Genomic DNA, 13100 nt, shown 5'->3' with positions numbered 1-13100 from the left:
GCACCGCGCTGCAGACGCTGGGCCGCAAGTTCGCCTACTTCAACCACTACACGCCGGAGCAGTCGATCGGCMTGTATGCGACCGACGGCACGTCAGATGCGGTGAGCTACGGCGAGCTGGGTGTGCCCGCGTTCACGATCGAGTTGGGCACCTCGTTCTTCCAGAGCTGCACGACCTACGAGAACACGATCAAGCCGGACAACCTGAACGCGCTGATGTACGCTGCCAAGGTGGTGCGCACGCCGTACCTCACGCCCGCCGGGCCGGAGTCGCTGAAGGTCAAGCTCAGCACCAACGGCATCCCTGCCGGCACGCCGGTGACCGTGACTGCGACGATCGACGACACCCGCTTCAACAACAGCAACGGCACCGAGCCGACGCAGAACGTCGCGGGCGCCGAGGTCTTCATCGACACGCCGCCATGGATGCCGGGTGCGTCGCCGCTGAACATGAGCGCGGCCGACGGCTCGTTCAACACCAAGACCGAGGGCGCCACCCTGGCGCTGTCGACCACCGGCATGTCCAAGGGCAAGCACTTCGTCTACGTGCGTGGCGTGGACGCCTCAGGCAACAAGGGCCCGGTCAGCGCAGTGTTCCTGAAGATCAAGTAAACCGGCCCCGCTGCACCACAATGCAGGTCCATGAGGGCCTGCAAGCAGCTTGTTGGCAAATCGAAGGCGGTGTGGCTCGCGTGCGGGCTCGCCGCCTTTTTCGTTGGTGCTCCGGACAGGGCCGGCGCGGTCGGGCTGGAGGCCATCCAGCACTGTGGCGCCGAAGCCGCCTGCCTGGGCCAACTGGAAGCCCATGCGCTGCGCGACAGCGCCGGCGCGGCCAAGCGCGAAGGCCCCCAGCTGACCCTGCAGTTCGGCCTGCAACCGTCGGCGCGCTTCGTTGACCAGCCACCACTGGTCCACACCTACCTCGGCCGGCTCGACGGCATCTTGCTGCACGTGGTGCGCGCCGCGACACCGACCCAGTTGCCGGCCTACTGGCTGGTGGGAGAAAGCGGCCAGGCGCCGCTGCGGGTCGAGGCCCTGCCTTCGCCGGCGCCAGGCGGCCGGCATTTCGTGATCGCCAGCGGCAACGTGCTGGCGCTGTACCAGCGCTCGGGGCCACGCTGGTCGCTGCAGTACCGCTTCGAGGCCGCGCCGGGCCTGAGCTGGGCCGTCAAGAGCTGGCGGGACGACGCGGCGGCAGTGCGGCTCGAATGGCTGTGGCCCGAAGCGCCTGCGGCCTGCCCCGGCCAGCCCGCGCAAGGTGGGCTGCAGCTGCGCGACGGCCCGTTCGGCTGGGATTTGGTGCCGCCCGCGCCACACCAGTGTGGGCCGTGAGGAAAATTGAAAAAGCCCTCGGGCACGGTGGCGCGAGGGCTTCCTTGAGGATTCTTGATGGCCGGCCAGCTGGATTCGCCGGCCTGGGACCCGAGGCTCAGTCCTCTTCGTTGTCTTCGTCTTCCTGCTGCGGCGGCGCGTTGCGCTGCACCGGTTGAGCCTGCGGCTGGTGCTGGACCGGACTCTGGCCCGGCACACCGGCCGGCATCATCGGCACCGGGCGGTTCATCTGGTTCAACGCCTGGCGCGGCGGCGCGGCGATCGGCGTCGGCTCAGGCAGCGTCAGCTCGGTGGTGGCCGGGCCGCCGCGCGGCCCCAGTTGCACCGAGCGCTGACTGACCGCCAACAGCACGGTGTCGCCATCGACCACACTACCGGTGCGCCAGGCCTTGGGCGGCTGGTCGCCGACAGCGATCAGCGCCACGCCCTGCGGCGAATGGTCGGCCCCACGCGGTGCAACCACGCCCAGCAAATGGAAGCGGTCGCTCGTATCGACCGGCCCTTCTTCTTCGACGGCCTTCTCGGACGTGCCGAGCAGCCGGCGCAACTCGCCGCCCATCGCCAGCGAACGCGCCGGGATCTGGGTGTTCGGCGGCAGAACGGTGCGCGACGAAAAAACCTTCAGCGCCCAGAAAACGGCGCTGGCGAGGACCAATGCCCAAACGGCCAGTGTTAACAATCGCGATGCCATACGACGATTATGATTCATGCCACTTATTGCACAGAAGGCTTTAACAGCCATCTCCCCATCATGAGCGTCACGCACCGCATCGCTTCTTCCGCCCGCCGCGGCGCCCAGGCCGGCTTCACGCTGATCGAAATCATGGTCGTGGTCGTGATCATCGGCGTGCTCGGCGCGCTGATCGTGCCGGGCGTGCTCGAAAACGCCGAGAAGGCCAAAGCCACTGCGGCCCGCGCCGACGTCGGCAACATCATGCAGGCCCTGAAGCTTTACAAGCTGGACAACAACCGCTTCCCCACTGCCGAGCAGGGCCTGATGGCGCTGGTTCAAAAGCCGTCGGTCGRCACCATCCCGCCGAACTGGCGCGTCTACATCGAAAAGCTGCCCAACGACCCGTGGGGCGCTGCCTACCAATACGCCAACCCCGGCGTCAAGGGCGACATTGATGTCTTCAGCTACGGCGCCGATGGCCAGCCGGGCGGCGAAGGGACCAACGCCGACATCGGCTCCTGGCAATAAGCCGGCCGCGTTCTTGATGCCACACACCTTGAAGCGTGCGCAGGCGCGCGGCTTCACCCTGCTCGAACTGCTGGTCGTCGTGATGATCATCGGGATCGCGACCGGCATGGCCACGCTCGCCTTGCGTGATGCCGATGCGAACCGGCTGGAAGAAGAAGGCGCCCGCCTGGCGGCGCTGTTCGAAGGCGCCCGGGCGCGAGCCCGAGCCGAGGGCACCGAGGTGCTGTGGCAGCCCAAGCGCGAGATCGGCAATGGCTTCAGCTTCACCGGCCTGCCGGCCGACTCGGGCATCCCGACCCATTGGCTGGACGAGCGCACGCGCGGCGAGGTCATCGGCGCGCCGGTACTGCGGCTCGGCCCCGAGCCGGTGATCGGTGCCCAACGCGTGGTGCTGCGCATCGAAGACCGGCAGCTGGTGCTCGCGACCGATGGCCTGGGGCCCTTCGTCGTGGTCGCCCCGGAAGAGCAACCGTGAGAAAGGTATCTCGCGGCTTTACGCTGGTCGAAGTACTGGTTGCGGTGGCCATCGTCGCCGTTGCGCTGGCCGCCGGCAGCCGTGCCGCCGGTGCCTTGCTGAACAACTCGCAGCGCCTGTCCGACGTGACGCTGGCCCAGTGGTGCGCCGACAACCGGCTGGTCGGCATGAAGCTCGCGAAGCAGTTCCCCGATGTCGGCGAAAGCAGCTTCGACTGCGAAGAGCTGGGCCAGACCTACAGCGTGACGATGGTCGTGCGGGCTTCGTTCAACCCGAACTTCCGCGTCATCGACACCAATGTGAAGGACGGCCGCGGCCAGTCGCTGACGCATCTGTCGGTGATCCTGCCGCGGTATTGACGATGGATCGGCAGCCCATGCGTTCACCCTGCCGCGCCGAGACCGGCTTCACGCTGGTCGAGGTGATGGTCGCGCTGCTGATCATGGCGATCCTGACGACGATGGCCTGGCAGGGCATCGACGGGCTGGTGCGGGCACGCGAAGGAGCGCAGCGCAGCGGCGAGGCCGCCTTGCGCCTAGGCACGGTGCTGTCGCAGTGGGAGCAGGACCTGACGCAGGTCCAGCAAAGCAATGCCGCGCCGGGCCTGAAGTTCGATGGCGCGTCGCTGCGCATGACGCGGCGCGGGCCGGGTGGCATCCAGCTCGTCGTCTGGTCACTGCAGGGCGGCAACTGGTACCGCTGGGCCGCGCCGCCGGTGACCCGCATCCAGGACCTGCAGGAGTGGTGGATCCGCAGCCAGCAGTGGTCGGCCATCCAGGGCGACGCGCTGAAGATGCTGGAGCAGGTCGAGAGCCAGCAGATCTATTTCTTTCGCGGCAACAGCTGGAGCAACGCGCAGTCGACCGGCGACATCGAGCAACCGCCTGCGCCGCCGGAAACACCCGGCAGCGGGGTTCCGCCGCCCCCGATCGGCGGCGAGAACGAGGCCCTGCCCTCCGGCGTGCGGCTGGTGCTGAAGCTGCCCACCGGGCTGCTGACGCGTGACCTGATGGTGAGGCCTTCGCAGTGACGCCCCGCTCACCCTCCCGCCAACGCGGTGCCGCGCTCCTGCTCGCGATGCTGATCGTGACCCTGGTGGCCACGCTGGCCGCCGGCATGGTGTGGCAGCAGTGGAAGGGCATCGAGGTCGAAGCGGCCGAGCGGGCGCGCTCGCAGGCGTCGTGGCTGATCGAAGGCGCGACTGACTTTTCGCGGCTGATCCTGCGCACCGACGCGCAGGACCGCGAGCATCCGAACGTCGACACGCTGAACGAGCCCTGGAACACACCGCTGAAGGACGTCAAGCTGTCGGACTTTCTGGCCGCCGACAAGAACAACACCGAGGACACCGGCCTCGAAGCCTTCCTGTCGGGCCAGATCACCGACGCCCAGTCGCGCTACAACCTGAAGAGCCTGATCACCGACGAGGACGCCGACGCCGCGAAGGAGCTGGCCAAGCTCCGGCGCTTGTGCGAGGCGCTGGGCATTCCGCCCGAGACCGCCAACCGCATCGCCGACGGCATGAAGGGCGCGGACATGGCGGAGGATCAGCTGGACGACGAAGAGGCCGTGTCGCCCGGCGCGCCGCTGCCGCCGCAACGCATCCAGCAACTGACCTGGTTCGGCCTGGACGCCGACGCGGTACGGCGCCTGGCGCCTTACGTGATCATCCTGCCGGGCGAGACCAACGTGAACCTGCTGACCGCACCGCCCGAGGTGCTGGTGGCGGTGCTGGACGGCCTCGACCGTGGCAGCGCAGAACGTTTTGCGCAAAAGCGACTGTCGGCCGACGTGCGCAGCCTCGAAGACCTGAAGACCCTGCTACCCGAGAAGGTGCACGCACAGCTGACCGAGGCCAACCATGTCGGCATCAACTCCAACAACTTCGAGATCCTCGGCGAACTGCGCTACGAAAACTTTTCGCTGCGCGAGCTGACGCTGGTCACCCGGCGTGGCCAGGAGGTCGTCGTGCTGCGGCGGGAAAGGCTCCCCCATGAATGACAATCGCCAGCCCAAGGGGTGCCCTGCGCGCCACGCCACAATAGCGCTCCCGTGCGCAGCGGCCCCCGCCCTGCATCGTGTGAACCGGTCCTGAACACGCATCCATGTCGACCCTGATCGTTGCCTTGCCCGTGCCGCCCCGGCTGTCGTCCCAGGGGGCGGCGGGTGCCGCGTTCGCGCCGGCCGAATACGACTATGTGTTCAGTGCCGACAGCGGACCGCGCCTGCAAGCCAGCCGCGCCGCGCCGGCGCTGCTGCCCAAGGCCCAGTCGGTGGTCGCCGTGGTGCCACCTAACGGCATCGGTTGGCACCGCGTGACCTTGCCGAAGGCGCCTGCGGCCAAGCTGCGCGCGGCACTGTCCAGCGTGCTCGAAGACGTGCTGCTCGAAGACGACAGCGAGCTGCATCTGGCCTTGGCGCCCCACGCCAAACCCGGCGACTCGGTCTGGGTGGCCGCCCTGAGCAAGGCCTGGCTGAAGGCCCAGCTCGACGCGTTGGAAGCCGACGGCCTGACGGTCGAGCGCGTGGTGCCGGCCTGGGTGCCGGACGACGCGCCCGCCGGCCACTTCTTCCGCGGGGAGCCGCAGGCCGATGGCAGCGACCCAGGCACCCAGCTGGCCTGGCGCGACAGCCAGGGCCCGCTGTGCCTGCCGGCCGCCAGCGACACCACACGCACCTTCCTGGCACGCATAGGCGGCGACCTGCCGGTGCGCTGGACGTCCGAGCCCGAATGCGCGGCCGACGCGGTTCGACTGGCCGGCGGCAATGTGGCCGCCCTGTCGAACAGCGAGTTCCTGTTCGCCGCGTCGCGCGGTGAATGGAACCTGCGCCAATTCGACCTGATGCCGCAGCGCCGCGGCAGCCGCGCGGCGAAAGAGTTGCTGCAACAGCTGTGGACCTCACCGGCCTGGCGGCCGGCGCGCTACGGCGTGGCCGTGCTGCTGCTGCTGAACCTGGTCGGCATCAACGTCTGGGCCTGGCAACAGCGCCAGGCCGTCACCAAGCAGAAGGCGGCGATGACCACGCTGCTGCAGACCACGTTCCCGCAGGTGCGCGCGATCGTCGATGCACCGGCGCAGATGCAAAAGGAAATCGACCTGCTGCGGGCCTCGGCCGGCAAGCCGGGTGAAGCCGACCTGGAGCCGCTGATGTACGCGGCCGAGGCCGCGTGGCCGCCGTCGCGCGCGCCGGCCGACGGCCTGAAGTACGAGCCGGGGCGCCTGAGCATCAGCAGCGCCGGCTGGAGCCCGCAAGAGGTCGAAGGCTTCCGCTCGCGGCTGCACCCGCTGGGTTACGACGCCGAGTCGGTGCCCGGCCGGCTGACGCTGACCCGCGCCAAGATCAGCGACATCGGCCCCGAGCCGGCCCTGGGGCCGTCTCGCTCGGGCCCCACCGCCCCCCCGGCCACCCCGACACCGAACCAGGCCCCCGGTGGCTCTCCCCCACCGCCGCGCATGGTGCCACCCGGCGCGGGCGCGCAGCCGTCACCCGGTCTGCCGCAAGGCCTGCCCAGGGGCCCGCAAGGCAGCACGCCGTCGCGCCCTGGTGCCCCGGTCCCCGTGCAGCCGCAGCGCATGCCGACCCAATCGCCCACCGGCGTGAACAACAACGTCGACAGGTGAGGCCCCGATGAACGCACAACAAGAACTCCAACAGCGCTGGGCCCGCATGCAGCCGCGCGAACGCATGCTGGTCGGCATTGGCGCCGGCGCGATTGCGTTGCTGCTGTTGTGGTACGTGGGCCTGTATTCGGCCTGGACGACCTGGAAGACCGTGCCGGCGCAAAAGCGCAGCCTCGAACTCGACTGGATGCAGATGCAGCGCCTGGCCAACGAGGCGCGTGACCTGAAGACCCAGCCGCCGGTCAATGCGGCACAGGCCGCCGAAGCGCTCAAGTCGGCCACCGATCGGCTCGGCGCCAACGGCAAGCTGAGTCAGGCCGGCGAGCGCGCGACACTGAGCGTCAACGGCGTTTCGCCGGAAGCCCTGCGCACCTGGCTGGCCGAAGTGCGCAGCGGCGCACGCGCCCGGCCGGTCGACATGCAGGTCAACCGCGCCGAGGGCGGCCTGTCGGGCCAGGTCGTGGTCACGCTGGCGGCGAACCCCTGAGCGGCACGGCACGCCACCCACGACACGCCATGGCCAAATCCCCCACCCGCACCGGCTGGAGCCTGTCCACTTTCGACGACAGCATCTTGCTCGGGATGCGTCGTGCGCGCAGTGGCCTGCAAGCAGCAGCCAACTCGCCGCACCTGGTCCGCTGGGCGGTGACGGGTGCGGTGCTGGGCGGCTTCTATGCGTTCATCGCCTATGCGCCAGCATCCTGGCTGGCCGACAGCGTGGCCAGCGCCACCAACGGCCGCCTGCTGCTGGCTGAAGCCGAGGGCAGCATCTGGCAGGGCAGCGCCTTGCCGGTGCTGACTGGCGGCGCCGGCAGCAAGGACGCTGCCGTTCTGCCTTCGCGGCTGGACTGGTCGGTCTCACCCTTCTTCGGTGGCCTGCGGTTGAAACTGTCGCAGGGCTGCTGCATCGAACCCGGCCTGGAGCTGGAATGGCGGCCGGGCTGGAACAAGATGTCGGTCGCGGTGAAGCCGGGCACCAGCGGCGTGGGCCACTGGCCCGCGGCCTGGCTGGAAGGCCTGGGTGCGCCGTGGAACACCTTGCGCCCGGGTGGCCAACTGCGACTGGCCACGCAAGGGCTGACGCTTGAATCGAACGGCGGCGTCTGGCAGGTTCGCGGCCAGGCCGACCTGGACTGGATGCAGGCCTCGTCGCGCCTGTCCACGCTCGACGCGCTGGGCAGCTACCGCATCGGCCTGAGCGGCGGCGCCGAAGGCGCCAGTGGCGCGGCGGCTCGCCCGGCGCTCACGCTGCGCACGCTGGAAGGCGCGCTGCAGCTCAACGGCAGCGGCCAATTCGGCGAACGCGGCCTCAAATTCAACGGCGACGCGCGCGCCGCGCCGGGCTTCGAGCCGGCACTGAACAACTTGCTGAACATCATCGGACGCCGCAACGGCGCAGCGTCCGTCATTTCGATCGGGTGATCATGACTTTGCACCACCGCCTCCGTCCCATGAAGAGCCCGCTCTCTCGTCAAGTCGCAGCGTTGCGCGGCCGTTGGGCCCCGCTGGCCCTGGCCGCCTTGCTGGCCGTCACGCCGGTCGTCCATGGCCAGTCGAACGACTCGGACGATCCGCCGATGCCCAAGACGCGCGCCAAGGCACCGGTCACGCTGAACTTCATCAATGCCGACATCGAAGCCGTTTCGCGCGCCATCGGTGCGATGCTGGACCGCCAGATCGTCGTCGACCCGCGGGTCAAGGGCCAGATCACCGTCACCAGCGAAAAGGCGCAGCCGCCGCAAGAGGCCTGGCGCAGCTACCTGGCCGCGCTGCGCGGCATGGGCTTCACGGTGGTCGAAAACGCGGGCCTGCTGAAGGTCGTGCCCGAAGCTGAAGCCAAGCTGCAGGCCGGCACCGTCTCGATCGGCGCGCCGACGCTGCGCGGCGACCAGATCCTGACCCAGATCTTCCGCCTCAACCACGAGAACCCGAACAACCTCGTGGCCGTGCTGCGGCCGCTGATCAGCGCCAACAACACGATCAACGCGAACCCGGCCAACGGCACGCTGATCATCACCGACTACGCCGACAACCTGCAGCGCCTGGCCAAGATCATTGCCGCGCTGGACCAGCCGGCCGCGTCCGAAATCGAGGTCATCCCGGTGCAGCATGCACTGGCCGCCGATCTGGCCCCGCTGCTGCAGAAGTTGACCGAAGGCGGCGCCGGTGCCAACGTGCCCGGCGGTGCCAATACCCAAGCCGCGGCGACATCGATCGTCGTCGAGCCGCGCAGCAACGCGCTGATCGTGCGCACCGCCAACCCGGTGCGCATGAACGCCGTCAAGTCGCTGATCGAGAAGCTCGACAAGCCGATCCCCGGCGGCGGCCCCGCCGGCAACATCTGGGTCGTCTACCTGAAGAACGCCGATGCGGTGAAGCTGGCCGAGGTGCTGCGCGCCGCCATCGCCAGCGGCACGGCGGCCACCAGCAGCGCCAGCGGCTCGAGCGGCAGCTTCAGCTCGGGCAGCGGCGGTGTGTCGCGCCCCAGCCCGACCGCCAACGCCAGCCCGGCCGTCAGCGCCGGCGGCACGGCCTCGGGCCTCAGCGCGGCCGCGACCACCCCGGTGGCAGCTTCGGCCAGCCCGTCCACCGGCGGCCAGATCCAGGCCGACCCAGCAACCAACTCGCTGATCATCTCGGCGCCTGAGCCGGTGTACCGCCAGATGCGCCAGGTGATCGACCAGCTCGACACCCGCCGCGCACAGGTCTATGTCGAAACGCTGATCGTCAAGGTCGATGCCGAGAAGGCGGCCGAATTCGGCTTCCAGTGGCAGAGCCTGCTCGGCAATGCCAGCACCAGCGCCAATGTGGTGGGCGTGGCCGGCACCAACTTCGGCTCGGTCGGCAACATCGTCGACCTGTCGCTCTCGGGCGCTGCGGGCGGCTCGACCACCACCGGCACCACCACCGGCAGCCCGAGCTCGCTGCTCGGCAACGGCCTGAACATCGGCGTGTTCCGCAAGATCGCCGGCTTCTACACGCTCGGTGCACTGGCCCGTTTCCTCGAGACCAACACCGGCGCCAACGTGCTGTCGACGCCGAACCTGGTGGCACTGGACAACGAAGAAGCCAAGATCGTGATCGGCTCGAACGTGCCGTTCACGACCGGTTCGTTCACCAACACCGGCACCGGCAACGGCGCGGTCAACCCGTTCCAGACGATCGAGCGCAAGGACGTCGGCATCACGCTGCGCATCAAGAGCCAGATCGGCGAAGGCGGCACCGTGCGTATGACGGTGTTCCAGGAAAACAGCTCGCTGCGCGCCGGCGGCCAGCAGATCACCGACAAGAGCTCGATCGAAACCACCGTGGTCGTCGACGACGGCAGCATGATGGTGCTGGGCGGCCTGCTGAAAGACGAATACGGCGACGCCGACAACGCGGTGCCCGTGCTGGGCAGCATCCCCATCATCGGCAACCTGTTCAAGAACGAAGCCCGCAAGCGCACCAAGAGCAACCTGATGCTGTTCCTGCGCCCGGTGGTGCTGCGCACGCCCCAGGCCGCCGAGCAGATGATGATCGACCGCTACGACGCGATCCGCGCCGTGCAGGGCAACATCCAGCGCGACCCGACGACGCTGGTGCCGGTCGATGGCAACCTCGTGCTGCCGGAACGCAAGGCCGGCAAGCTGCCGGATCAGCAGGTCGTCGTGCCGCCAACCCCGGCCTCGACGCCGACCACCGTGCCCGCGCCGACGCCCGGTCAATAAGTCCGCCAGGAAAGAGGCACCCCATGGGCCAACGCCACCCGCTGCCCTACGCCTTCGCGAAGGCCAACACCTTGCTGCTGGAGGACGACGGCCGCCAGCTCGTGCTGCGCCTGGCCGACTCGACCCCGCGCAGCGCACTGACCGAGGTGCTGCGCCGCTACAACGTCGACCGCTTCGAATCCGAAGCCACCGAGACGCTGGACAAGCGCCTGGCCGAGGCCTATGCCGGCGGCGAAGCCAGCGCCGCGGCGGTGGTCGGCGAGGTCGAAAGCGCGGTCGACCTGTCGCGCATGATGCAAGAACTGCCGGCGGTCGAGGACCTGCTCGAAGCCGCCAACGACGCGCCGATCATCCGCATGCTCAACGCGCTGCTGACGCAGGCCGCGAAAGACGGCGCGAGCGACATCCACATCGAACCGTACGAGCGCAGCTCGTCGGTGCGCTTCCGCGTCGACGGCACGCTGCGCCAGGTGGTGCAGCCGAACAAGGCGCTGCACGCGGCGCTGATCTCGCGCCTGAAGATCATGGCCGAGCTCGACATCGCCGAGAAGCGCCTGCCGCAGGACGGCCGCATCTCCTTGCGCATCGGCGGTCGTGCGATCGACGTGCGGGTCTCGACCCTGCCCTCGGCCCATGGCGAGCGCGCCGTGCTGCGTCTGCTGGACAAGACCGAAGCCAAGTTCAGCCTCGAAAGCCTGGGCATGAGCGGCGACGTGCTGACCGCCTTCAACCGGCAGGTGCAGCAGCCGCACGGCATCGTGCTGGTCACGGGCCCCACTGGCTCGGGCAAGACGACCACGCTGTACGCGGCGATGACCCGCCTGGACACCGCCACCACCAACGTGCTGACGGTGGAAAACCCGGTCGAATACGAGCTGCCCGGCATCGGCCAGACGCAGGTCAACCCGGCGATCGACCTGAGCTTCGCGACCGCGCTGCGCGCGATCCTGCGGCAGGATCCGGACGTGATCATGATCGGCGAAATCCGCGATTTCGAGACCGCGCAGATCGCGATCCAGGCCTCGCTGACCGGCCACCTGGTGCTGGCCACGCTGCACACCAACGACGCACTCAGCGCCGTGACCCGCCTGACCGACATGGGCGTCGAGCCTTTTCTGCTCAGCTCCAGCCTGCTGGGCGTGCTGGCCCAGCGGCTGGTGCGCAAGCTGTGCCCGGTCTGCAAGAAGCAAGACGAGCGCGGCCGCTGGCATCCGGTCGGCTGCCCCGAATGCGCGAACACCGGCTACAAGGGCCGCACCGGCGTCTACGAGCTGATGGTCGTGGACGACAAGATCCGCGCGCTGATCCACAACCGCGCGGCCGAAAGCCAGCTCTACGTGGCCGCCGAGGCCTCGGGCTTCCGCACGATGCGCGACGACGGCCAACGTTTGATCGACTCCGGCATCACCTCGCAAGAGGAATTGCTGCGCGTGACCCGCGAATGACCCCGACCGCCGATAACTCTCGATGACCGCCTTCAAGTTCGAAGCCCTCGACGCCGCCGGCAAGACGACGACCGGCATCGTCGAGGCCGACAACGCCAAGGGTGCGCGGGCCCAGGTCCGTGCCAAGGATCTGGTGCCGCTGGCAGTGACGCCGGTGGGCGTGAGCAACGAGGGTGGCAACAGCGGTATCGGCAGTGGCCGCAGCCGTCTCGGCCGACGCGCCTTCAGCACCAGCGGCCTGACGGTGTGGACGCGCCAGTTGGCTGGCCTGGTCGGCTCGGGCCTGCCGCTCGAACGGGCGCTGACCGCACTGGCCGATGAAGCCGAAGAGCCGCGCCAGCGCGAGTTGTTGGCCCACCTGCGAAGCGAGGTCAATGCCGGCAGCTCGTTCGCCCGCGCGTTGTCGTCGAGCCCGCGCGAGTTCGACGATGTCTACCGTGCGGTGGTCGCGGCCGGCGAGGCCAGCGGCGCGCTCGGCGCCGTGCTGGAGAAACTGGCCGACGACCTGGAAGACCGCCAGGCCCTGAAGGCCAAGGTCCTGGGCGCGATGCTGTACCCGGCCATCGTCTCGCTGATCGCGATCATCATCGTCACCTTCCTGGTGACCTACGTCGTGCCGCAGGTCGCCTCGGTCTTCACCAGCACCAAGCGCGCGTTGCCGGGCCTGACGGTCGCGATGCTGGCCATCAGCGCCTTCGTGCGCAGCTACGGCTGGGTCGTCGTGGTGTTGCTGGTCGCCGGCGTCGCGATGCTGAGCTTCTCGCTGCGCAACGAGGCCTTTCGCGAGCGCTTCGATGCGGCGACGCTGCGCCTGCCGCTGTTCGGCCGCCTGGCCCGGGGCTACAACGCGGCTCGCTTCGCCGGCACGCTCGCGATGCTGGCCGGCGCCGGTGTACCGATCTTGAAAGCCTTGCAGGCGGCGGCCGAAACCTTGGGCAACCGCGCGATGCGTGCCGACGCGATGGCCGCGCTGGTGCAGGTGCGCGAAGGTGCGCCACTGGCCTCGGCCTTGGCCGCCAAGAAGCGCTTCCCCGGCCTGCTGGCGATGTTTGCCCGCCTGGGCGAGCAGACCGGCAAGCTGCCGGTGATGCTGGAGCGCGCCGCGCGCCAGCTCGGCGGCGAAGTGCAACGCCGCGCACTTGCGGTGGCCACAGTGCTAGAGCCGCTGCTGATCGTCGCGATGGGCGTCGTCGTGATGCTGATCGTGCTGTCGGTGCTGCTGCCGATCATCCAGCTCAATACCTGGGTGAAATAGGCCCCCACGGCCCCTCCGGGGGCCTGCCTTGCAGGCCGCGCCGAGCCAGAGGCTCGGCCC

The 13100-nt window shown here is 69.0% G+C and carries 14 protein-coding genes; 13 read left to right on the top strand and 1 reads right to left on the bottom strand.

The window, feature by feature from the left end; genetic code table 11:
• Both AC1DYI_RS14450 and AC1DYI_RS14445 read left to right on the top strand, forming a co-directional pair.
• Positions 1-611 (top strand): hypothetical protein (locus AC1DYI_RS14450; RefSeq protein ID WP_477204819.1); only part of this gene is annotated, 611 nt, incomplete at its 5' end.
• 30 nt (positions 612-641) lie between these two features.
• Entirely contained in the window at positions 642-1331 is a 690-nt protein-coding gene (locus AC1DYI_RS14445) for a hypothetical protein (RefSeq protein ID WP_477204818.1), read from the top strand.
• 97 nt (positions 1332-1428) lie between these two features.
• Here the strand turns inward: AC1DYI_RS14445 and AC1DYI_RS14440 are convergent, their stop codons facing one another.
• A complete protein-coding gene (locus AC1DYI_RS14440; protein WP_477204817.1) occupies positions 1429-2022 on the bottom strand; it encodes a hypothetical protein in 594 nt (197 codons plus the stop codon).
• A gap of 60 nt (positions 2023-2082) precedes the next feature.
• Here AC1DYI_RS14440 and gspG point away from each other — a divergent pair, with 60 nt between their 5' ends.
• The 11 genes from gspG (at position 2083) to gspF (ending at position 13040) form a co-directional block, all read left to right on the top strand.
• On the top strand, positions 2083-2532 hold the full coding sequence (gene gspG / locus AC1DYI_RS14435; protein ID WP_477204816.1) for a type II secretion system major pseudopilin GspG: 450 nt from the start codon (positions 2083-2085) through the stop codon (positions 2530-2532).
• Positions 2533-2560: 28 nt separating this feature from the next.
• Positions 2561-3007, top strand: a complete 447-nt coding sequence (locus AC1DYI_RS14430) for a pilus assembly FimT family protein (RefSeq protein WP_477204815.1) — start codon at positions 2561-2563, stop codon at positions 3005-3007.
• On the top strand, positions 3004-3366 hold the full coding sequence (gene gspI, locus AC1DYI_RS14425) for a type II secretion system minor pseudopilin GspI (RefSeq protein WP_477204814.1): 363 nt from the start codon (positions 3004-3006) through the stop codon (positions 3364-3366). The genes AC1DYI_RS14430 and gspI overlap by 4 nt, the downstream gene beginning before the upstream one ends.
• Positions 3367-3383: 17 nt before the next feature.
• Entirely contained in the window at positions 3384-4037 is a 654-nt protein-coding gene (locus AC1DYI_RS14420) for a prepilin-type N-terminal cleavage/methylation domain-containing protein (protein ID WP_477204813.1), read from the top strand.
• Positions 4034-5008: a type II secretion system minor pseudopilin GspK gene (gene gspK / locus AC1DYI_RS14415; RefSeq protein ID WP_477204812.1), complete on the top strand. Its 975-nt coding sequence runs from the start codon at positions 4034-4036 to the stop codon at positions 5006-5008. Before AC1DYI_RS14420 ends, gspK begins: the two co-directional genes overlap by 4 nt.
• Positions 5009-5112: 104 nt before the next feature.
• On the top strand, positions 5113-6630 hold the full coding sequence (gene gspL, locus AC1DYI_RS14410; RefSeq protein WP_477204811.1) for a type II secretion system protein GspL: 1518 nt from the start codon (positions 5113-5115) through the stop codon (positions 6628-6630).
• 7 nt (positions 6631-6637) lie between these two features.
• Positions 6638-7117 (top strand): type II secretion system protein GspM, encoded by a 480-nt coding sequence (gene gspM / locus AC1DYI_RS14405; protein ID WP_477204810.1) that lies wholly within the window; start codon positions 6638-6640, stop codon positions 7115-7117.
• A gap of 29 nt (positions 7118-7146) precedes the next feature.
• Entirely contained in the window at positions 7147-8052 is a 906-nt protein-coding gene (gene gspN, locus AC1DYI_RS14400) for a type II secretion system protein N (protein WP_477204809.1), read from the top strand.
• A gap of 29 nt (positions 8053-8081) precedes the next feature.
• Positions 8082-10340, top strand: coding sequence for a type II secretion system secretin GspD (gene gspD / locus AC1DYI_RS14395; protein ID WP_477204808.1), 2259 nt, complete (start codon positions 8082-8084; stop codon positions 10338-10340).
• A 23-nt stretch (positions 10341-10363) separates the two neighbouring features.
• Positions 10364-11785, top strand: a complete 1422-nt coding sequence (gspE, locus tag AC1DYI_RS14390; RefSeq protein ID WP_477204807.1) for a type II secretion system ATPase GspE — start codon at positions 10364-10366, stop codon at positions 11783-11785.
• Between the two features lie 22 nt (positions 11786-11807).
• Entirely contained in the window at positions 11808-13040 is a 1233-nt protein-coding gene (gene gspF / locus AC1DYI_RS14385) for a type II secretion system inner membrane protein GspF (RefSeq protein ID WP_477204806.1), read from the top strand.
• Positions 13041-13100: the final 60 nt, after the last annotated feature.

It is taken from the genome of Ideonella sp. P3_A4, from assembly GCF_056403075.1.
Note: the sequence above shows the minus strand (reverse complement) of the source record. Positions and strands in the feature narration are given on the sequence as shown.

Excerpts from the sequence above, each read along its gene's own strand:
- AC1DYI_RS14445 (WP_477204818.1), top strand. The coding sequence starts at position 642 with ATGAGGGCCTGCAAGCAGCTTGTTGGCAAATCGAAGGCGGTGTGGCTC.
- AC1DYI_RS14440 (WP_477204817.1), bottom strand. The coding sequence starts at position 2,022 with ATGGCATCGCGATTGTTAACACTGGCCGTTTGGGCATTGGTCCTCGCC.
- AC1DYI_RS14420 (WP_477204813.1), top strand. The coding sequence starts at position 3,384 with ATGCGTTCACCCTGCCGCGCCGAGACCGGCTTCACGCTGGTCGAGGTG.
- gspL (WP_477204811.1), top strand. The coding sequence starts at position 5,113 with ATGTCGACCCTGATCGTTGCCTTGCCCGTGCCGCCCCGGCTGTCGTCC.
- gspM (WP_477204810.1), top strand. The coding sequence starts at position 6,638 with ATGAACGCACAACAAGAACTCCAACAGCGCTGGGCCCGCATGCAGCCG.
- gspN (WP_477204809.1), top strand. The coding sequence starts at position 7,147 with ATGGCCAAATCCCCCACCCGCACCGGCTGGAGCCTGTCCACTTTCGAC.
- gspD (WP_477204808.1), top strand. The coding sequence starts at position 8,082 with ATGAAGAGCCCGCTCTCTCGTCAAGTCGCAGCGTTGCGCGGCCGTTGG.
- gspE (WP_477204807.1), top strand. The coding sequence starts at position 10,364 with ATGGGCCAACGCCACCCGCTGCCCTACGCCTTCGCGAAGGCCAACACC.
- gspF (WP_477204806.1), top strand. The coding sequence starts at position 11,808 with ATGACCGCCTTCAAGTTCGAAGCCCTCGACGCCGCCGGCAAGACGACG.